The following is a 22,236-nucleotide window of genomic DNA, read 5'->3' on the forward strand; positions in this document are numbered from 1 at the left end:
AAGAAAATGATGAAAGAGTGTTAGTGGAGGGATATCCCTCCACTAACACTCTACCCTACAACCATATATACGGACGAAGAGAGATGCTTTGGATATTGTTCGTTTACACAGACTATTTGACATAACCAGATTCAAGGAAAAACTCGTGAGATTATGGTAGATTCTCGTGAGAATATCTGTAAAATCCGTGAGATTAAGCCTTCACCTGGGCTCACCCATTTCGAAAAACCACCTTGAAAACGGCTCACTCGATCATGAAAACCAATAAAGAACAGCTTTGTACCAAAACTGCACCTTATCTTATAAAAAAGAGGACAACCTGGTCCGAATCCAGGTCATCCTCAGCCCCCAATAGTAGGCCAATCTTTAAACTTCCAAAGAATATTCACTGAATTTCAAGTCTATACTGCATACTATTGACTTATTCATAGAAGGAAGATTGATGCAATATGGCAGAATCACCTAGTGAGTTTCTTACTGCTGATTTAACTCAAAATTTAAGAATAATAGAAGAAATGAATCAAACAGCGGATTTAAAACGAAGAAAATTAACCTTTCATCATAAAACGATTATCCTTTTATACCTCGATACGATCACGGATAAGGAATCGATTGAGCTCCATATTATCGGTCCGATAAACAAGCAAGTCTCTGAAAGTATTGAGAATACATTAAGCACCAAACAATTTTCTATCATGACAACGTATAAGGACATCAGTGTTTCATTAACAGAGGGTAATACTGTTTTACTAATGGAAGATTGTAATATTGCCTACTCCATTCCGACATTAACGGATGAAAAACGTGCGATCAATGAATCTCTGAACGAAAAAGTAACCATGGGGTCACATGATGGATTTGTGGAAAGCGCCAGTGCAAACATATCTTTGCTACGGAAAAGGCTTAGAACACCAGAATTTAAAGTGGAATATCAAAAGTACGGAACTTTATCAAATGTTGAAGTCGCGATTTGTTATCTCGAGTCAAAAGTGGATCCGACAGTCCTCCATACGATTAAAAGCAGATTAGAAAAAATCAATGATGATGATCTCATCATGTCCCGGCAGATACAAGAAGCACTTGAAGATTATCCATATTCGCCCTTCCCCCAATCCTTAAGAACGGAAAGACCGGATCGGGCAGCCTTTAACCTATTAAATGGGAATACGGTCATTTTTCTTGAGCATGAACCTTCTGCTTTAATTACGCCTATTTCTTTTTATTCTTTTTTAAGAAGTCCTGAAGATTATAACTCCCGTTGGTTTGTTAACTTTTTTTATTATTCACTAAGAATCCTTGCATTTATCTTATCCGTAACACTACCGGCTTTTTATATCGCCGTTAATGCGTATCATTCTGCGATCTTACCGGTCAGTACCTTTTATACACTTAAACTTTCCGTTTTGAATGTCCCGTTTCATCCTTTTGTTGAAGCCGCCATGATGCAGATTGTTTTGGAATTGTTGAAGGAAGCATCGGTCAGACTCCCTTCAGCGGTTGCACAGACGATTGGTACAGTAGGGGCTATTGTGATCGGTTCAGCAATTGTTCAAACCAATTTCATTTCCAACACCATGGTTGTAGTCATTGCGATTACAGCAGTTTCATCCTTTGTGATTCCAATCGGGGAAATGAGCACCACTATGCGGCTAATGAGTTTTCCATTAATTTTCCTGGCAGCTATGTTTGGTTTTATTGGAATTGCATTCGGGTTAATGGTCTATACGACACACCTTGTTAAGCTGACTTCCGCAGGAAAAGCTTATGTTGAGGCACCTAAAATATTTCAACAATTTCTAAACAAGCAACCTAAACAAGGAAAGGGTTAGGATACGAATGCTCACAAATAAGAATTTATTTTTCTTAATTATTCAAGCCCAGATCGGTATCGGTATCCTCGGTCTGCCCTACATCCTGTATAACGATGTACAGCAAGACGGCTGGATTTCTCTTCTTGTCGCTGGAGCTTTGGCCCAAGGGATCATAATTATTCTTGTCGGATTAAGCAGAACTTCACCGAAGGAAACGTTTTATGAACTCAATCTTAGACTTTTAGGGAATTTTTTAGGAAAAATCGTAAACATAAGTTATGTACTGTATTTTATATCGTTTTCAATGCTCTTAATGATACTTGTCACAGATGTTATCAACACATGGATCCTTCATCGAACCCCAAGATGGGCGATTATCTTGATGTTGCTGATCGCAACATCTTATATTGCAAAGGAAAAAATATTAACCATATCAAGAACTTTTCTCTTTTTTTCGATCCTATTTTTCGGTCTGATTTTTTTACTCATACTTGTCTATCAGCAAGATATACATTTCGGCAGGCTGCAGCCTATTGGTTCAAAAAATTTTATGGAAATAGTAAAAGCAAGTCCAGATGCATTCGTATCACTTATTGGTTTCGAGCTCATTCTATTTATCATGCCGTTTCTAAAAAACCCAAAGAAAAGTTTAATGGTTCTCTCATTCGCAAATTTGTTTACCGTAACACTGTATATATTCTTATTCATCACTTGTGTGATTTCCTTTAGTGGCGTGCAATTCAGCCTCATACAAGAGCCTTTATTATATCTTTTCCGAGGTCTATCATTTGAATTTATCGAAAGAATCGATATTATCTTTCTTTCCTTTTGGATTGTGCCTATATCCACTACACTTGTTATTCAGCTTTTTAATGCAAGCCTTGGCATCCAGAAATTATTTTCGATCCAGAGAAAGAAATCGGTTTATCTACTTTCTTGTATTTTATTAGTCATAGGTTTGTTGCCCATAAGCTTTACAGTTGAAGAATCACTATCAAAAATCATGATCTATTTAAATATCATTTTTGTATTTATTTTTCCGACTTTATTGTTAGTGATCGCAAAACTAAAGGGGATAAAGGGATGAAGGATACTTCTCGAAAAATAATCATTATACTGATCATTTTTCCTCTGCTGACTGGCTGTTGGGATCAAAAATTAATTGTAGACCAAGAAGTGATGAACGGTGTAAGTTTTGATGTAGAGGATGACAAGATTAAGACCACAATCGTAGTTCTTAACATCATACCGAAGGGAACAGGCTTTTTTGACTTTAAAAATCAGATGTCTTCTGCTACTGGTTATTCTTTAGAAGATACATACCGTGAATTAAGAACGTATTATACGGGTCCTTTAACCGCTTCAAAGTCACGAATCATTTTGCTTGGAGAAAGTTTTGCAAAGAAAAACTTAAACGCCTATCTCGATTTTTTCTATCGTGTTCCTGATCCCTATTTAGGGAGTAAAGTAGCGATTGTAAAGGGTGTGGAAGCGAGTAAACTCTTATCAACAAAAGAGATCGGCACAAACCCTGTTGCCTTTGGCTTATATGAAATTATTGAAGCTGCGGAAGATAATTCTACGGTTACTAAAGGAACCCTGAACACATTATTTACTTATTTTAATGAAGACGGTAAAGATTTTATCCTCCCCATCCTGGAGCAAAAAGAGGGGAATATATTAGTTTCAGGAGCAGGTTTAATGAGTCATAACGGTTATTCTGGAGAGATGATTTCACTAAAAGAAGGTTCTCTTCTTTTATTGATTATGGACAATTATGGGGACAGAGTCGATCTGGAAACCCATATGAATGGTAAAAAGAGATTAAACAATCAAGTTGCCTATCGGATTTTGAAGGCTAAGCGAAAGTTAAATATAAAGAAAGATGCTTCAAAAAAACCAATGGTTGATATTCATTTAAACCTTGAAGTTATGATTCACCAATATCCCAGAACCGAAAAAATCAGTTCAAAGCAACTAAAAGAATTAGAAAAAACGATATCACGGGATTTAACAAAAAAATCTCAATCCATTATGAAAAAAACACAGAAAGCCAACAGTGATGTATTAGGAATTGGACGAGAACTAAAAGAAACAGATCCAGCAGCTTGGAAAGCTCTTGACTGGAGAAAAACGTATCCCTCCATAAAGATAAATACGCAGGTTGAAGTCAGCATTGAAAAGACGGGGATACTGAAATAACGAACAAAAAAGCACGCTGATGTGTGCTTTTTTGATGGGAATTTAAACACATGTTTAAAAAAGAGTCGGTTACTCGCTTAGAACGATCACTTCTGATTTGTGCACTAATATCACGCGCGGCACATAACGTTCGCTGATTTTTCTTATTTCTATATAATCTGACGTATAGACGTGCAGTACAATATGTGGTTCTTCCTGATAGCTAACGATATTTCCTTTTTGAATACTCATGCTCTCACCCTAGATAGTCGTTTATATAGTTAATTATACCTAAAATCAACCGCTTAAAAATTGGGAAACATAGAGGATTAACGAGGACTAATTACGGGAAAATGAGCGTTGTTTCCCAACCCGTCTTTCCTCCCCTTTTACTTATTCATTTAGATTAGGTATTTTTGCTACTCTATTAAATGATAAAATGAAAAAAATGAAGGGAGGATAACAGACATGCATCTCGGCGAAAAGATTCGGTACTTTCGAAAAGTCAAAAACTTATCTCAACAAGAACTGGCCGCTGGTATCTGCTCCATTCCGTATTTAAGCAAAATTGAAAACGGAGTGACCAAACCTTCAGATGAAATCAAACAGCATTTAGCCGATCGATTAGAAATAAGATTAGATTCCATAAACGAAAACGAGATTATACAGAACTATGTTGACCTTTTTTATTCGTTATATCAAAGAGATTATGAGTCTGCAGAGCAAAAGTTTAATGGTTTGAAAGATTCCCCTTTAAAATCTGTCGATGAAGATATATTGTACAAAATATTTAAAAGCATCTATATTATGATGACCACGCAAAAAACGCTGGGAGTTCACGCTTTGTTAAATGAAGTTTCATACATAGACAAAGTGATCAAAGGGGAAAAAGCTTTCTATTACTTACTTGCCAAAGGGCAACTTAGCTATTTTTCAAATGAATTTGAGGACGCTTTTCACTATTTTCTATGGGCGGAAAAACAGTTAGGGGATAAAAGTTTTCAAGAGTGGGAAAAGGGATATTTGCTGTACATGATTGGTCTCTCAGCTAACCAGTTGTATAGAAATATAGTTGCTTTGGAATACACTAAACAGGCATTAGAGATATTTGAGAAAAACTATTTCTTTAACAGATGTGCTGATTGCAGAGTTATACTTGCTATTATTCATCTGCGGATAAAAAATTTCGATGAATCTACTAATCAATTATTACTAGCTGAAACCATTGCGACGGCCTTTGATGATGATGTGTTACAGGGAGTGATTTATCATAACTTAGGAAGTATCGCCACGCATAAAGGTGAAAAAGAAAAAGCTATCGAACTATTTTCTCGAAGCCTGGAAGCAAAAGAAAAAGAGCCCCTATCCGCAAAAATTATGACAATCCATGCTCTGGTGAAAGAATATCAAAAGACCAACCAACCTGAAAAAGGCTTGGATCTCATAGATACATGGCTGGAACAGGTTCAAGATGACCCGCTCAACCGCGGATTCGAACTGCATTTTATGTATTACAAGTACTTATTTACATACGGAGGCAATCATAAAGAACTCATTCAGTTTATGATCAACGAGCTCATCCCTTATTTCGAGCAAAGGAAAGAATGGATCCATCTGGCCGATTATTATCCGATCCTCGGAAAATACTTTGAGAACCACCAGAAGTACAAACAAGCGAGTCAGTATTATGCGCTAGGAATTGAGGCGTTGAAAAATATGCATCAAGTAGGGGTTACGTATGTTTAATGAAGGGCAACTAAAATCATTTTGTTGCCCTTCTTTTTATTAGATAACGTCTTTTACGGTACGTGTTCTTTTATTTATTACACGTTCGCTCAAAAAAAGCCCACTACGCTCAGAAATCTTCATCTACGCTCAAAATGCCTCAAGTTTCGCTCAAACTAGATGAGTATCGCTCAAGATCCCTCCCGTTTCGCTCAAACCTAAAAAAAAGTGCCTCATCAAGAGGCACCTGACTCTACTATTTCCACATTAAACAGGAAATTCTCACTTCAAAATGTTTTTTCTGCAAAATATGCCCGCCTAACCCAACCGAAACACGATCCCATGTCCGCCTTTAGGATATTCCCATTTAATATTCTGGTGCGGGCAGCCGATCCGGCAGCTTCCGCACTCGTGGCAACCTTCGTATCCTACATGCATCCTGATCTCTTCCCACTTATACACCTCTGCCGGACAAAAGATCGTACAGATTTTATCTGGGCACTTCGTCAAACAAATATCGGCATCCATAACGGTGAGATGTGATTTCGTGTCTGCGTTAAAACGAACGAGATACTGCTTTTCTTCGATGGTCTGACACTTCTTTTCGCTCATTTACTTCATCACCTTCCACGCCCGGTATGCGTCACGAGCCAATTTGAGTTTCTCTCCAGCCGTTCCCACATCGCGCCAAATCTTCTTTTGCTTCTCCCATTTTGACGCGCCATCAACCGTAAACATCTGACTCATCGCTTTATTCATCATCGGAATATACTTATCAAAGTACTGCGGGAACTTATCAAAATGATGAGTAGAATCCTTATATTTTTTCATATCCTGGCCGACAAAACTGCTCATGAGTCTTGTTTTGTAGTGATTAAGAGTTGCTTCTGAATAATCTTCACGTTCTTTTGCGAGCAGCACAGCTTCAGCCGCAAACTGACCCGATTTCATCGCGAGATTTGAGCCTTCACGATGGATCGCGTTTACGAGCTGGGCCGCATCCCCAACAACTAAAACCCCATTCCCTGCCACTTTTGGCATGGACTTATAGCCACCTTCTGGAATCATGTGTGCCAAATACTCAACCGGCTCCCCGCCAGCAATATATGGACGGATCATCGGATGGTTCTTCACATACTCTAAAAGTTCGTACGGTTTAATTTTATGCTTTATTAGTCCAGATAGAAGTGAACCAACCCCAAGACTCAGTGTGTCTTTGTTCGTATATAAAAACCCAGTACCCAAAATCCCTTTTGTTGCGTCACCAAAAAGCTCAATCGTCGTGCCCTGGTTCTCTTCCAAATTAAAACGGTCCTCAATCGTCTTTTTATCAAGCTTGATGATTTCCATTGTGGCGAGTGCCACTTCATCAGGCCGGAACTCTTTATGGAAACCAAGTGACTTTGCTAAAAGTGAGTTCACCCCGTCTGCCAGTACCACAACATCCGCGTAGAGATCTCCATCTGGCCGATCAGTCCGTACCCCGACCACTTTTCCGTTCTCGACAATACATTCCAATACTACCGTTTCATTAACTAAAAGTGCCCCTTGCTCAACGGCCTTCCCCGCAAACCACTGATCAAATTTCGCGCGCAGCACGGTAAAGTTGTTGTACGGCTCCTGTCCCCATTCCATGCCTTTGTATCCAAAGGTGACCGCAGATTCCTTATCCATCATCATGAACCGCTGTTCTACGATCGGCCGCTCGAGAGGTGCTTCCTTCCAAAAGTCCGGGATTACATCCTCCATCATCTTGCGGTAAAGGACGCCTCCCATTACGTTTTTCGAACCTGGATATTCACCGCGTTCAATTAATAAAACATTTACTCCTGCTTTTGCCAGCTCGTACGCGCAAGAAATGCCGGCAGGACCTGCCCCGACAACGATAACATCAAATTTTTCAGACATGGTCGACCACCTCACTGTTAAACACTTGTTTAAATTGTTCAATTAAAAGTGGCACAATTTCAAAGGCATCCCCAACAATTCCGTAATGACTGGATTGGAAAATTGCTGCATTCGGGTCATTGTTGATCGCAATAATGAGACCTGAGTTTTGCATGCCAACAATATGTTGAATAGCGCCTGAGATTCCGATCGCAAAATAAATTTTTGGTGTCACCGTAACACCTGTCTGTCCTACTTGATGATGGTGTTCGATCCACCCTGCTTCAACCACATCACGGCTCGCGCCAACAGCTCCGCCTAACGTTTCCGCTAACTGATGAACAAGCTGAAAACCATTTGGACTTCCTAACCCTTTTCCGCCAGCGACAATAATATCCGCTTCATCAATCTTCACTTTTTGAGTAGTGTGCCGGACGATCTCGAGTACCTTTGTACGGATATCTTCTTCCTTGAGAGAAGCTGTTTCTTCTACTAACTTACCTGTTCGACCTGGTTCTGGAGTGAGAGCTTTCATCACTTTAGGTCTGACCGTCGCCATTTGCGGCCGGTATTTTTTACAAAGAATCGTAGCCATGATGTTCCCGCCAAACGCCGGACGGCTCGCAAGCAATAAGCCTGTATCTTCTTCAATGTCCAAAATGGTAGAATCCGCCGTAAGTCCCGTCGGAAGATCTGTCGCAACCGCGCTTGCCAAGTCTTTCCCCGTCGAAGTAGCCCCATATAAAATCACTTCCGGCTTGTACTTTTGACAGCACTCCAGCAATGCCTTCATGTACGACTCTGTCCGGTAATCTTTAAAGATCGGATCATCATACACATAGACGGTGTCCGCACCGTATTCATAAAGAGTGTCTGCTAGATGTGTCACGTCGTCTCCGATCAAAACGCCAGCGAGCTCCGTCCCCCGCTTATCCGCAAGCTCCTTCCCCGCTCCCAATAATTCCAGCGAAACCGGCACAACTTCCCCGTCCTTCACCTCAATAAAAACCCAAATGCCTGAATAGTCCTCGAAATTCAACTTTTGTCCCCTCCCTTCACCGAAAAAAGTTCTTTTTTCTCTAGCAAAATATTTAAAAGTTTCTCTGTCTGCTGAGCTGCTTCGCCTTCCAGCATCGTTCCCCCTCTCGGCTTCGTTGGCGCCCACACTTTAGAAACGATCGTCGGCGAGCCCTTCAATCCGAGCTGCGTCCTCTCAACATCCTCCAGATCCGCGACCGCCCAAATGATCGGCTGGTACCTGGCCGCCTTTAGCATGTTTGCCATCGATGAATACGGAACTTCGTTGATCTCTTTTTCCACCGACATCAAACAAGGCATCGTCGATTGAATGACTTCATATCCGTCTTCGAGCTTCCGGTGAACGACCGCATAGCCTTCTTCCACGTTGATCTCTTTTACTTTGTTGACGGAAGTAAGAGGAGGCATGTCTAACCGGCGTGCGATCCCAGGTCCAACTTGTCCGGTGTCACCATCGATCGTCATCTTCCCGCATATAATCAAGTCTACTGGTTTAATCTTTGAAATTTTTTCAATGGCTTTTGTGAGCGCATAGCTTGTTGCGAGTGTATCTGCTCCAGCAAAAGCCCGGTCGGAAATCATGTAGCCTTCATCTGCACCAATCTCGATGCACTTTTTGATCGCTTTTACAGCTGGCGGCGGTCCCATCGTCAAAACCGAAACCGTTCCTCCATACCTTTTTTTCAAACGCACCGCCTCTTCCACTGCATGCGCATCATAAGGATTCAAGATGGCAGGCGCGCTCGCCCGGTCCATCGTATTCGTCTTCGGGTTCATCTTGATGATCTTCGTATCCGGCACCTGCTTAATACAAGCCACAATATGAAGCATTCAACCCCTCCTCTAATCACAGGCCATTCTTTTTAAAAAGCCACTATTATGATGATTACTACTATCTATATGGAGGGCTTATCCGATACATGACGGTTTTCTTAGAATCTTCAATAACAATAGAAAAATGATAACTTTTAATAGGAAAACTAAATTAAAAATGATAAAAATACTGGTCAATGCGGTTTTTTTTGTTTTTCATGACGTTGAAGCAACTTCTTTCACCGAATAACAGGCAGAAAAAATCTTCTTTGAGCGAAACGAGATGTAGTTTGAGCGAAACTTGAGGCATTTTGAGCGTAGATGAAGATTTCTGAGCGTAGCGGGCTTTTCTTGAGCGAACGTATAATAGATAAAAGAACTCTTACCGTAACGCTTATAAAACTTGCCTACAATTTATTATTGCTACACCCTTTTAAATAGGTTACCATTACAAGGGTAACTTTTTTGAAAGTTGGTGAATAGATTTGAATAAACGTGTTTATTTATTGACGATCGTTTCGTTTGTTGTCGGAATGGTCGAGTTGATTATAGGTGGAATTCTGGACCTTGTGGCAGAGGATCTCGGAGTTGGTTTAGGAAAAGCCGGATTTCTGATCACCGTCTTTTCTCTCGTGTTTGCTATTGCTGCTCCAATTTTGCTGACGATAACCGCTAAAATTGAAAGAAAGCGTTTGACTCTAATAGCTCTCGTATTATTCTTTGTAGGAAATCTACTCGCGATTTTAAGCCAAACATATACGATGTTGTTGCTGGCTAGAATTTTGTCTGCAGCCAGTGGCTCGTTACTCGTCGTATTATGTGTGACGATCGCATCCAACATCGTAGAAGAAAAATATCGTGCCCGTGCGATCGGCGTGGTGTTTATGGGGATTAGTGCTTCCCTCGTGCTAGGCATTCCGATCGGCTTAATGCTCGGTAATGCATTCGGCTGGCGAGCACCATTTATTTTGATCGGAGCTTTAACCGTTTTATCGATACTCGGCGTGTATTTCTTTATGGGACGTATCGATCCAAAACCGGCGATCCCAATCCGACAGCAGTTGCGTACGCTAAAAGACCGGACAGTTTTGTTTGCTCAATTGACTTCGTTTCTGTTCCTGGCCGGTCATCTTACGTTATACGGCTATTTAACGCCTTTTTTAAAAATGACACTTGGGCTTAATGGAACATGGGTAAGCATTGTGTATCTAATCTTTGGTGTGGCAGCCGTATTTGGCGGCGGTTTCGGAGGCATGCTCGCTGACCGATTTGGCACAAAACCTACTATTTTAGGTGTTACAATAATCTTTGGCATTTCAATCTTTATGATTCCTTATACAACCTTTGCTTTCCCGTTATTTTTAATGGTCATGATCATTTGGAGCATGCTCAGCTGGGCAATCACACCGGCTATGCAAAGCTATCTTATTGAGTCCGCTCCTGAAACATCCGATATTCAGCAAAGCTTGAACAACTCTGCGCTGCACTTCGGCATTGCTTTCGGATCCATGATCGGCGGAATCGTGATTGAACAGGCATCTGTAGAGATGAATGCAACAGTTGGCGGATTTTTGGTCATACTGGCTTTAGGTACAGCTGTTCTGTCCATGAGTAAAAAAGAACGCTCCTCGAGTCAGGCACATACCATTAGCTAGGCAGTTAAAACTATGGCATGATGAAGGTAGAGAATATTTTGAGGTAAGCTATCAATTTCTAAGGAGGTGAAACCATTACAACTGTTTTTACAGGTTGTAATGGTGAACAAATGAGTATTCATATCGGTGCAAAACAAGGTGAAATTGCAGAAAGCATTCTATTACCAGGAGATCCGCTTCGCGCAAAATATATTGCAGAAACGTTCCTAGAAAACGTAACATGCTACAACGAAGTCCGCGGCATGCTTGGATTCACAGGGACTTACAAAGGTAAGCGCGTATCCGTTCAGGGAACAGGCATGGGGATTCCTTCTATTGGGATATACGTAAACGAGTTAATCCGTGAATATGGTGTAAAGAACTTAATTCGTGTAGGAACATGCGGTGCGATCCAACAAGATGTTAAAGTTCGTGACGTAATCTTAGCAATGACTGCTTCTACAGATTCACGAATGAACCACTTAGCGTTCCCAGGCATCGACTTCGCACCATGCGCAAACTTCGATCTATTGAAAAAAGCATATGAAGCTGGAACAGCAAAAGGCTTGAAAATCAAAGCAGGTAATGTGTTAACGGCTGACCTGTTCTACCGTGACAGCATGGATATCGTTAAAAAGCTCGCGGATAACGGCGTATTAGCTATTGAAATGGAAACAACAGCATTGTACTCAATCGCAGCAAAATACGGTGTGAACGCACTCTCCATCCTGACAGTAAGTGATCACATCTTTACAGGTGAGGAAACTTCAGCAGAAGAACGCCAAACAACATTCAATGACATGATTGAAATGGCTTTGGAAGTTGTGAGCTCAGAAGAAAAATAAATAGAAGTAAAGGGGCATGACTTTTATCGGTCATGCTCCTTTTTCATTTCGTTGTTTGGCTCATAGTTATCTTGCTATAGCGAATCCACCAAACAAGAAACTATTACATTAGATAATGATGTTCAGCCGTTGAATGAAAATGCTTTTTAGAGATGAAAATGGAATTATTCCTCTTGTTTATTAACATGATATTCATTAACTTTTAATTGCTCAAGTTCCCATTTTGGATTGGAAATATAAATTACATCATCCTTCTCAGCTACAATCATTCCCTTAATTTTCTTATTTTCCCCTGAAAAATTTTTAATCCAGATGGATTCATATTGAATATTATCACTAGGAATATAAGATCGAATTAATTGAGCAGTAGAAATTAAAAATTTAGGAATTAACATGTATGCAATCATAGTAACTGTAATAAGTATTAGAACTGCACTTTTATGAGTCTTACTGTTAGTGATCCCCATTAGTAAGTCAGATAGTGAACTAAGGAAGGTAATTTTCTTTGAAGACTTATCATTCTTAGAAGACGAATACTTCTCCTTTAACCATTCTTTTTTAGCATATGATAGGTAAATACTCACGAAAATTGGTGCAATAAAAAAACTTAAGGTTAAATATAAATTGGGAGTAATAGAATGAAACTCATTTACAATTAAAAGTAAGATAGCTTCACCTAATAAGAAATATGGTATAAGCAGAAAAACATTAGTCATTTTGTTATTTGGTATTAGGTAAAATAAATTACCTACAGCAAAAAGGAGTAAATATAAAAAGATATAATAACTCTCAGGTACGACAACATTTGTGATTTGTAATAGAGCACCTATTAATACTCCTCCATATAAAAAACCGCTTATGACGTTAAGTAAGTTTCTCATTATAAGTATAAAAAACATAATCATAATTCCAATTACAAAAGGTAACAACCATATTATTCCAAAGTAAAATATATTATGAAACGTTAAATTCGGAATAAAAAAGATTGCAATAATGGTATGGTATACACCCATGGATACGACGCCAACTCCTATGCCCCATAAAACCCCATTTTCTTTTATTAAATTTATAGTATAAGCTATTAATGTTATTGAGAGCGATAATAATAAATATGTAAATGTAAAAGTATTAATGTGAAAAGGAACAAATCTTCGAAAAAGTTCAAAGTTTGAAATTGAATGATTAATATCTCCTCCAAAATAGTAGCCATATAAAAAAGAGTAAGTTATTAAAAATGATAATGCTGAGAAAACTCCTGCTATAACAGTAATTAATCCAATCTTTTGATGAAGTTTCACCGTATTTCCCACAAAAATTTCAGCAATATTCTTCTTTATGATTTCAGTGGAATTCATTTCTCTTACCCTCCTAGTCTTATTTATCTTTTTAAAATAAATATCCCAATTTATGAATAAGGAAACAATTAAAGAAAAAATAAAACTATTAGTATATATTTAAATCACATACTAACCTCCTATGAGATCAAACTATAAGAATACTTAGGAAGATAGGAAAAAAAATTTAAAATTACTTACATAGAAAGGTCTATTCCCGCGTTAGAAACTGAGAAAATAAAAATCGCAACATATAAGGTTGCGATTCATCAATCTTTTGTTTTGACTAAACTTTTAATACCGTAGCTTCAACAGAACACTTCTGATCTCTTCATCATTCATCAACAGTTCCGAATGCTTTTCATTAATTTTGGCCAGTGCCACATCGTGATAAAAGAATTCGATAAACACTTTGATAAACGGGCGAGATTTTGTTTTCATCGCCTGCCAGCTTTGATTTTCCAACCCTGCAAAAATAACTTCTTCCTCATCTACTACCACTAATCGGAATCGTTCTAGTGAATGATGCTCCTGTGCCGGAATTAGTGTATGTACGTTCGTTAGCGAAGACTCCAGTTCTCCAACCACCAGTACTTCCACATCGATTCCCTGCTTTTCTTTTTCCTCAAGTATCGGCAAGTAATCACATACATCATCTTGCCAAGCGGAAACCTTTATCGATTTCTCGGCCGCTTGCAAAATCTGCTTCGTCTGTGCCCGAATCGATGAATCCACTTTCAAACTCCAAACGTGTTCATCATAGAACTTTCTTTTAGACGTGCTGTTTTTTAACTGCTGTACGTTTTCCTGAAATTCAGTCGTCAGCTTCTCGATTACGATAGACAGCGGTAGCGCAGAATACAGCTTTTTCTTCTCCGACACCGAATCTAGGACCATCCCTTTTTCAATCATGCGCGTGAGCACTTCGTATATTTTTGATTTCGGTACACCCGAATATTTAACAATGTTCGTCGCGTCCATAGGCTCCTCACTCGATGCAAGGACTTCGAACACCTGACTTTCATACTGTGAAAAACCGAATTTTTGTAGCATGGTTCCTCCTAAAAATAACTTCTATAAAAAATAGATTATCTCTCATTCTTGCCGATTCTCTATCCAATCAATTCTTTTTTTGATATTTTTGGGTTTCCCTCCTCTATCTTAAAACAAGTATGTACGTTTAACCAGGACACGCTTTTATAATCAAAAACTTTTAATTAAAATATTTTTCAGCATACTTCCATACACATACCAGCCAAAAGATTGCAGTCGCGGGTCTTGGATCGTTAAATATTAACTTTTCCAATCTTTCATTTTTTTCAAGATTGACAATAAACATATCTCTTTTTACTAAGATCACAAAGTAAGTGTGCATCGCAATAACGATTAAAGGAAGGATTAAGGTGATGAAAATCAAGTAAGGTTTGTGAAGCGACTCCCAAACTTCAATTTCAAAGATTAATAAAAGCACTGGTATGGTAATTGTAAAAATAATAAGAGAAAAATTAGATAGAAAGACGTAATAATAACCCTCTCTTCTTTTCCATTTAAATTGTATAAACATGATAAACGGAAGTGCTGTGAGAAGAAATAGTAAACCTGTAAAGATTTTATCCAAAGTATCCATAGACATGATGCTAACCTCTTTCAAGTACCGCTATTACTTATATTTTCCTTTTATTGCTTACTGTGGTCAATAACTATTCATCTATTACTTTTGTTTTAGTCATAATATTTTTCTTTAGGTACATGTATTCAACTTCATGACAAAATCACAATGTAACTTGATAAAATAATTTGTCATGTAATAATGTAATTAAAACGCTTACATGGAAGGAGAATACAATGCAGAAAATTTTTCAAATTTTTATCGCTTTGATACTTATGGTTGCGGTTCCCACTCAGGCAGATGCAGCTGAAACTCAAACCTCTCTCGTAAATCTTGATCACTTAGATTTTTTAAATGAAGAAGTCACGATCGACGGTAAAGAGATGCTGATCACGCACATCTATTCAGAGTATCCTGACTACGAATGGGTGGATGATGCGGACGAAGGAATTGCTTGTGTGGATGATGTAGCACGAGCTGCTGTTGTGTATTTAAATCATTACGAACAAACGAAGAATAAAGATTCATTGGACAAAGCAAAGAAAGCTTTAAATTTTGTCATGTACATGCAAGTGGAAGATGGCGAATTTTATAACTTTATCTTTGAGGATTATTCCATAAACACAGACGGTCCGACGAGTAAGAAGTCGTTTGACTGGTGGGCGGCGAGAGCAATGTGGTCGATTGGTCATGGTTACAAGGTTTTTTCTGAAACAGACCCTACCTACGCAAAAGAGTTAAAAGACAGTTTCTTACTAGCGAACAAAGCCTTACAAAAGAAAGTGAACGAAAAATACGGAGAGTACAACATAGTTAACGGCTACAAGGTTCCAGCGTGGATCGGCGGTTTTGACGCGATGTCCAATGCCTTACTTGGTCTCTCGGAATATTACGAGGTGCAAAAAGACCCAGTAGTAAAAGATTCGATGTTAAAGCTCGGAAAAGGATTATCGGAGTACCAATTCGGATCCTACACGAAATATCCGTTCGGGGCGCACCTTGACTGGGACGGCTCCCCTACCCTTTGGCACGCTTGGGGCAGCGGGCAATCCATGGCCCTCGCCAAAGCTGGCAATCTGTTGAACAAAGAAGATTGGATTGAATCGGCACAGCAAGAAGCCGACCAGCTGTTCACTCACATTCTCGTGACTGGCATGATCAAAGAGATGGCACCAACACCAACAAAAGACGAACAGATTGCATACGGCGTGAACATGCTGACGCAAGCTTTCACTGAACTGTACCACGCAACACATGAGAAAAAATACGCTCAATATGCTGGAATCGCCTCCTCCTGGTACACAGGAAACAATGACGCGAACTTCCAGATGTACCATCCTGAAACCGGCAGAGGCTATGATGGGTTAAACGGCGTTTCAGGAAAAGTGAATATGAACTCAGGTGCGGAGTCTACGATTGAAGCCTTGATGTCGATTCAAGCGATTCAACAAATTCCTGAAGCGATGGCTACTTTTAACGTTAAAACAAAAGAACGACATACTTCAACCATCCATGAAGCTGAAACGTTCACTGCGAAAAGTGGCAATCCGTTCATCGAAACACCGGAAAGCGCCTGGACCGGTGACGCACTCTTTAGTAATCAGATTGTGAAAATGAACAATGGAGATTCGATTGAAAAGGCAGTGAACATTGAGAAAAAAGGCTTGTACCTCATCTACGGTGCACTTGAGAAAGCACCAGCATTAGGCGGCAAACTAAAACTAGAATTAAAGATTGATGGGCGAAAAGTAAGTTCAACAGACGTTTCTGCTGCTAACAAGTACCTTACTCTAGTAAACTTGAACAGAGTGAACTATCTAACAGCCAGAAAGCACACCATCTCACTAACAGCTAAGACTTCATACAACGAAACACTTACTCTCGATAATGTTGTAGTGCAGCCGGTGAATGAGTATGCGGTGTTTAAAGATGAAAAAGGCAATACATTCAATCTAAAGCGGGATTTAATCAAAGGAAAAAATAAACTGAGATAAGAAAAATAAAGGGTAAAAAGACCGAATTCATTTCGGTCTTTTTCCTTTTCTACTTATTGGCTCATAGACTCTTCGTAACGGATCATAGAACTTTCCTTTTGATTCATAGACTCTTGAGTTTGACGCATAGAACTATCACTTTGGTGCATAGAACTCCTTTTTCGAGGAATAGAGCTCTAATTTCAGTGGTTAGCCGTATTAAAACAAAACATCCTGCACCTCAAAAACGACCAATTCAGGCGTGTAATACAAACTAGGAAAATATGCCGAGATTGGTAAAGTGTAAATATTACATTCGATGTAAATTTTTTGTTAATTTCGACATTTTTCGACTTAACTTTGTATTATTACATGCTAAATTAATATCGTATGACAAAATTGAAGGGAATGTGATGGGATGGTTTTAATTAAAAAGTTTAAAAGTTTACTAGCTTCCACACTTGCCGTTGGGTTAATTTCTTCCTCATTGGCAATGCCGGCTTTTGCTGAATCAAATAGTGTTGAAAAAAAGCCAAAAGATCCTACATTTAATTTATCGCTTATGCATACAAACGACACGCATGCTCACCTAGATAACGTTGCACAGCGTATTACAGCGATCAAAGAAGTTCGTGCTGAAAAGCCAAGCGCTCTTCTACTTGACGCTGGAGATGTTTTCTCTGGAACGCTTTATTTCAACGAATTCCAAGGACAAGCTGATCTGGAGTTCATGAATCTAGCAGGCTATGACCTTATGACATTCGGTAACCATGAGTTTGATCTTGGATCTAGTGCTGAAGGCCACCAGGCTCTAGCTGATTTTGTAAAAAATGCAGATTTCCCATTCGTTAGTACAAACGTTGATTTTTCTAAAGACACAAACATGAATTCATTATTTAAAAACCAAGTGAAACACACGCCAAAAGACAGCACGATCTACCCTGCTGTTGTAAAGTGGGTTGATAAACAGCGCGTTGGATTTATCGGACTTACAACGGAAGAGACTTCTGACATCTCCAGCCCTGAGAGTGTAGAATTCAAAAACTACATCAGTGAAGCTAGAAAAGCAGTTAAAGCTCTAGAGCGCCGCGGCGTTAACAAAATTGTTGCCATCACACACCTTGGATATGATGATAACGCTGCCTATGACAACGACCTTGAGCTAGCAAAATACGTGGACGGCCTTGATGTAATCGTAGGCGGGCACAGCCATACAAAACTTACTGAGCCTGTAGTGATTACGAAGGACGAGCACGGAAAAGACAAAGATGCTACTGTCATCGTTCAAGCTTCTCAATATGGAGATTTCTTAGGAACTCTTGATGTTGAGTTTGACAAGAAAGGTAAAGTTGTTGGACAAACAGGAGCATTAATTGAAGTAAAAACAAAAGTAGCGGACCCTGAAGCGGCAAAATTACTTGAAAAGTACTCCAGCAAGATCGCTGAGTTGAAGAACACACCAACAGGCGGCGTGGCTGAAAAAGAACTCGCTAACCCTCGTTCAGAAGGCGACGGATCCAGTGTCCGCAGCAACGAAACAGAACTTGGAAACCTGATCACTGATGGTATGTTAGATAAAGCACGAGAGTTCAACCCGAATGTAGCCATGGCATTCCAAAACGGTGGCGGAATCCGTGCGCCAATCGATGCAGGCGAAATCACATACGGTGATGTGTTAACAACACTTCCATTCGGAAACACACTTGCAACAATGAAATTGACTGGTGCTGAAATCAAGACAGCTCTTGAGCACAGTGTTAGCCAATCTCCGAAAGAAAGTGGCGGTTTCCTTCATGTGTCTGGTATGAAGTTTACCTTTGACAGCACGAAAGCAGCAGGCAGCCGTGTTGTAACAATGGAAGTAAAGAATGCTGATGGAACATACACAGCAATCGATACGGCAAAAGAATATGTAATCGCAACAAACGCCTTTACTGCTAAAGGTGGAGATGGATTTACAGTATTTAAAAACGCGTATGAGCAAGGCCGAGTTACAGACTTAGGAGCTTCTGACTGGGAGAACCTAAGAGACTATGTTGCAGAATTAAAAACAGTGAATCCGCAAATCGAAGGTCGTATTGTGGATGTAGCTAAAAAGTAAATAAGTGATTTAAAGGGGCTGACTTGAGAGTGTAAAAGCTTTTGGGTCGGCTTCTTTTTTATGATTGGAAAGAGGTTCGGTGCATAGGATAGCTGTTTCGGTGCATAGACTCTTCGTTTTGGTGCATAGGATATCGTTTTGTGCATAGAACCTTCACTTTGGCGCATAGAGCTTTAACTTTGATGCATAGACCTTGGATTTCTACGCATAGACTCTCCACTTCAGTGCATAGACATTGCGTTTGCCCACTTCCCAGACGACTAAAAGAGGAAACAGGCGTTTCAAACATTTCTCTGCCATCACAAATGGCATCTAGTATTACAAACCATACTACTATAATGCCCATACCTATTATTTTGTACAGATTAACCATGAAATCCTAGCAAAATTAACATCAGATAATGCGCTCAATGATAATAAACCAGCCAAAGATCGCCATCCACAGTGGAACACTGAACAAAACACCCCAGAACAAACCTATGAAGAAGTTCCCTTGGTCTTCCATGTTTGATTCTCCTGACTATTAAAACTAGATTAATAGTCAGTGTTAACGAATTTACCCATAAACATACATAAAAAGCATCCTACCATCATTGGTAAGATGCGTTTCTATGAACGTACCATTTTTAACCCTCTATATTTATTATTTTATTAGTTTTATAGTTACTCCATCACAGTAAACAAATACTTCGTAGTGGAACGGTAAACCTCACCTTTATCCAGAATACTAGATGGAAAATGAGGATGATGAATGCTGTCTGGTAGTCCTTGGGTTTCCAAGCATAGACCCAGGTATTTTCGGGATTGCACGCCCCGAATGGTAAAGTCGGAGGCCATCTGTGTCCCGGTGTATAACACGACGCTTGGCTGATCGGTTTCAATCGTCAAAACCCGGCCGCTTTCATCGTCTTTCAAAATAATTTCCTTCTTCTCATTTTCTGTAAGCAGGAACGGATGGTCATACCCCTTGCCAGCTAATATATTCTGAGCATGCTCGGATTCTACTCCGCTTTTTATGGTTCTACCTTCTCTGAAATCAAAAAACGGGATATCTTTTACAGAAAGAATTTCACCGGTAGGAATCAGTTCTTCATCCAGTTCTAGAAATGATTCGCTTTTTAATGTCAGTTCATGGTCCAGAATATCCCGCTTCAAGTCTCCGGATAAGTTGAAATAAGAGTGGTTGGTCACGTTGATCAACGTTTTTTTGTCTGAAACGGCTTCGTAGGAAATGGAAAATTCATTCGTATGTGATAAGGTATACGTTACTTTCATCTCCAGATTCCCTGGGTACCCTTCTTCTCCATCACCGCTGAGATACGAGTATACAACACTAATGGCATTTTCATCTGTAATCACTTGAGAATTCCAGATCACTTTATCGAACCCTCTTAAACCTCCGTGAAGATGATTACCATTATTGTTTTTTTCTAGCTGGTACGTCTGGCCGTCCAATTCAAAATGTCCGCCCTTAATCCTTCCTGCAAATCGCCCGACGACAGCTCCAAAATAAGGAGAATGCATTTTATATTCTTCCATGGAGTCAAAGCCAAGCACTACATTTTCCATATTTCCTTTTTCGTCAGGTACGGTAATTTTTGTTATGATACAGCCGTAATCGATGCTCACCACTTCCATACCCTGATTATTTACTAGAGTCGTAGAGGTTACCGGTTGACCGTTAACTTCGCCAAATTTCTCCTGCGAAACCTTCATTTTCTCACTCTCCTTGATAAAAAATGGGCATCCGCCAATCCATCGACGAATGCCTGATTGCTATAAAATTACTCATTCAATGAATGAATGAACCGCTGAAAGGCTTCTTGTCCGGTTTTGTCACGCTTAAAAACACCTGCATCTTCAAGAACACGCAGAAACTTAAGACCAACTTCTTTCTTCAGGACCTCTTCAACAGAATCGCGCGTTATTTCCGTTCCATAACGTTCCTTGATCCCATTCGCCCACGGCAAATGATATTTCGCACACTCATATTTTTCACCGAGCAGATATTTTTTTACATCTTCTAATTCATTCTTTAATCTGGCCGGCAAGACAGCGAGGCCCATTACTTCAATCAAGCCGATGTTTTCCTTCTTAATATGATGTACATCTTGATGTGGATGAAAAATACCAAGAGGATACTCATCGGTAGTCCGATTGTTTCTTAGCACAAGATCCATCTCAAATTCCCCATTTCTGAAACGGGCAATCGGGGTGATCGTGTTATGCCTTGTACCTTCTGTATAAGCCTCAATGCCGACACTTGGATCGCTGTACGGAATCCATTTGTTTAGGATAAATTCAGCAGCATCTGTAAGTTCAGCTATATGACTTCCTCTTAACCGGATAACCGGCATCGGCCATTTGATGGAAGCTCCCTTTACCGAGGAGAAACGGTTCATCGAAAAGGTACATTCATCTTCTGCTTTCGCCATTGCAAAATCGTAATGACCACCCTGATAATGATCATGGCTTAAGATCGAACCGCCAACAATGGGAAGATCTGCATTGGATCCTGCAAAATAATGCGGGAATTGCTCTACGAAAGTGAGTAGTCTTTCAAAAGTCTCCCTATTGATTTTCATGTCCCTGTGTTCACCTGAGAGCAATATACAATGCTCGTTATAATAAACGTATGGTGAGTACTGAAGATACCATTGCTCCCCTTTAAGATCCAAATGAATTAACCTGTGGTTTGAACGGGCAGGGTGTCCGATCCTTCCTTCATATCCCTCGTTTTCTATGCACAACAGGCATTTTGGATAATCGGACATTGAAGTAACCTTCATCCTTTTTTCGAGTTCGATTTCATTTGGATCTTTTTCAGGCTTGGATAAGTTAATCGTAATATCGAGTTCGCCATAAGGAGTATCCGTTTTATAGCTTAAATTCCTGGCAATCCTTTTAGTTTGGATATAGTTGCTGTTTCTGCTTAATTCATAAAAGAATGAGGTTGCTTTCTCAGGATTCTCATTGTATTTGCCAAAAAAAGTTCTGTTTAAGTCTGATGGGCGGGGCATAAAAACATCCATCAGCTTACTCGAAAAAATTTCTTTCTCATCTAGTAAGTCTCTGATCAAACCTTTATCCACTGCATATATCTCAAGCTGCTCTAAAAGATCAGGGATCTCTTCCGACCCATTACGGTCACTTTCTTCGACAAACGTGTCCAACCCAAGAAGCGCCATCAGTTGGTTTCGGGCATAGATTTCATCTTGCTTCTGTATAATCTCTAAAGCGATCGCTTTATTCACAAGCTTCTGTATGACAGAATAGATTTCCATC

Annotated in this window: 17 protein-coding genes; 8 read left to right on the plus strand and 9 right to left on the minus strand. The window is 39.6% G+C overall.

Going from position 1 to position 22,236, the window contains the following annotated elements; all coding sequences use genetic code 11:
- Positions 1 to 449 precede the first annotated feature (449 nt).
- The 4 genes from M3196_RS19615 (at position 450) to M3196_RS19630 (ending at position 5,738) form a co-directional block, all read left to right on the plus strand.
- Positions 450 to 1,829, plus strand: a complete 1,380-nt coding sequence (locus M3196_RS19615) for a spore germination protein (RefSeq protein WP_251324033.1) — start codon at positions 450 to 452, stop codon at positions 1,827 to 1,829.
- A 7-nt stretch (positions 1,830 to 1,836) separates the two neighbouring features.
- On the plus strand, positions 1,837 to 2,898 hold the full coding sequence (locus M3196_RS19620) for a GerAB/ArcD/ProY family transporter (protein ID WP_251324034.1): 1,062 nt from the start codon (positions 1,837 to 1,839) through the stop codon (positions 2,896 to 2,898).
- Complete coding sequence (locus M3196_RS19625; protein WP_251324035.1) at positions 2,895 to 4,013, plus strand: Ger(x)C family spore germination protein; 1,119 nt, start codon at positions 2,895 to 2,897, stop codon at positions 4,011 to 4,013. The genes M3196_RS19620 and M3196_RS19625 overlap by 4 nt, the downstream gene beginning before the upstream one ends.
- Before the next feature lie 447 nt (positions 4,014 to 4,460).
- Positions 4,461 to 5,738: a helix-turn-helix domain-containing protein gene (locus tag M3196_RS19630; protein WP_251324036.1), complete on the plus strand. Its 1,278-nt coding sequence runs from the start codon at positions 4,461 to 4,463 to the stop codon at positions 5,736 to 5,738.
- A 297-nt stretch (positions 5,739 to 6,035) separates the two neighbouring features.
- On the opposite strand, the gene M3196_RS19635 is transcribed toward M3196_RS19630, so the two are convergent.
- The 4 genes from M3196_RS19635 to M3196_RS19650 are packed head-to-tail and all read right to left on the minus strand — an operon-like array spanning position 6,036 to position 9,473.
- A complete protein-coding gene (locus tag M3196_RS19635) occupies positions 6,036 to 6,329 on the minus strand; it encodes a ferredoxin family protein (RefSeq protein ID WP_188400902.1) in 294 nt (97 codons plus the stop codon).
- Positions 6,330 to 7,625 (minus strand): FAD-dependent oxidoreductase, encoded by a 1,296-nt coding sequence (locus M3196_RS19640; RefSeq protein WP_251324037.1) that lies wholly within the window; start codon positions 7,623 to 7,625, stop codon positions 6,330 to 6,332.
- Entirely contained in the window at positions 7,618 to 8,643 is a 1,026-nt protein-coding gene (locus tag M3196_RS19645) for an electron transfer flavoprotein subunit alpha/FixB family protein (RefSeq protein WP_251324038.1), read from the minus strand. The genes M3196_RS19640 and M3196_RS19645 overlap by 8 nt, the downstream gene beginning before the upstream one ends.
- On the minus strand, positions 8,640 to 9,473 hold the full coding sequence (locus M3196_RS19650; protein ID WP_251324039.1) for an electron transfer flavoprotein subunit beta/FixA family protein: 834 nt from the start codon (positions 9,471 to 9,473) through the stop codon (positions 8,640 to 8,642). The genes M3196_RS19645 and M3196_RS19650 overlap by 4 nt, the downstream gene beginning before the upstream one ends.
- A 467-nt stretch (positions 9,474 to 9,940) precedes the next feature.
- Between M3196_RS19650 and M3196_RS19655 the strand changes: the two genes are divergently transcribed.
- Together M3196_RS19655 and deoD are read left to right on the plus strand one after the other, a co-directional pair.
- On the plus strand, positions 9,941 to 11,110 hold the full coding sequence (locus tag M3196_RS19655; protein WP_251324040.1) for an MFS transporter: 1,170 nt from the start codon (positions 9,941 to 9,943) through the stop codon (positions 11,108 to 11,110).
- A 110-nt stretch (positions 11,111 to 11,220) separates the two neighbouring features.
- The gene (deoD, locus tag M3196_RS19660) at positions 11,221 to 11,934 is read left to right on the plus strand and encodes a purine-nucleoside phosphorylase (protein WP_251324041.1); all 714 of its coding nucleotides are present in this window, start codon (positions 11,221 to 11,223) and stop codon (positions 11,932 to 11,934) included.
- A 164-nt stretch (positions 11,935 to 12,098) separates the two neighbouring features.
- Here the strand turns inward: deoD and M3196_RS19665 are convergent, their stop codons facing one another.
- From M3196_RS19665 to M3196_RS19675, 3 genes are all read right to left on the minus strand, one after another.
- Positions 12,099 to 13,289 (minus strand): hypothetical protein, encoded by a 1,191-nt coding sequence (locus tag M3196_RS19665; RefSeq protein WP_251324042.1) that lies wholly within the window; start codon positions 13,287 to 13,289, stop codon positions 12,099 to 12,101.
- Positions 13,290 to 13,562: 273 nt separating this feature from the next.
- Entirely contained in the window at positions 13,563 to 14,321 is a 759-nt protein-coding gene (locus tag M3196_RS19670) for a TrmB family transcriptional regulator (protein ID WP_251324043.1), read from the minus strand.
- A gap of 160 nt (positions 14,322 to 14,481) precedes the next feature.
- Positions 14,482 to 14,901: a hypothetical protein gene (locus M3196_RS19675; protein WP_251324044.1), complete on the minus strand. Its 420-nt coding sequence runs from the start codon at positions 14,899 to 14,901 to the stop codon at positions 14,482 to 14,484.
- A gap of 212 nt (positions 14,902 to 15,113) precedes the next feature.
- On the opposite strand from M3196_RS19675, the gene M3196_RS19680 reads away from it, so the two are divergent.
- Together M3196_RS19680 and M3196_RS19685 are read left to right on the plus strand one after the other, a co-directional pair.
- Positions 15,114 to 16,871, plus strand: coding sequence for a hypothetical protein (locus M3196_RS19680; protein WP_251324045.1), 1,758 nt, complete (start codon positions 15,114 to 15,116; stop codon positions 16,869 to 16,871).
- A 397-nt stretch (positions 16,872 to 17,268) separates the two neighbouring features.
- The gene (locus M3196_RS19685) at positions 17,269 to 18,951 is read left to right on the plus strand and encodes a bifunctional metallophosphatase/5'-nucleotidase (RefSeq protein ID WP_251324046.1); all 1,683 of its coding nucleotides are present in this window, start codon (positions 17,269 to 17,271) and stop codon (positions 18,949 to 18,951) included.
- 663 nt (positions 18,952 to 19,614) lie between these two features.
- Here M3196_RS19685 and M3196_RS19690 read toward each other — a convergent pair.
- A complete protein-coding gene (locus M3196_RS19690) occupies positions 19,615 to 20,667 on the minus strand; it encodes an aldose epimerase family protein (protein WP_251324047.1) in 1,053 nt (350 codons plus the stop codon).
- A 68-nt stretch (positions 20,668 to 20,735) separates the two neighbouring features.
- Positions 20,736 to 22,235: a UDP-glucose--hexose-1-phosphate uridylyltransferase gene (gene galT / locus M3196_RS19695; RefSeq protein ID WP_251324048.1), complete on the minus strand. Its 1,500-nt coding sequence runs from the start codon at positions 22,233 to 22,235 to the stop codon at positions 20,736 to 20,738.
- Between the last annotated feature and the right edge of the window lies 1 nt (position 22,236).

It is taken from the genome of Fictibacillus nanhaiensis, assembly GCF_023715445.1.
GTDB lineage: Bacteria > Bacillota > Bacilli > Bacillales > Fictibacillaceae > Fictibacillus > Fictibacillus nanhaiensis_D.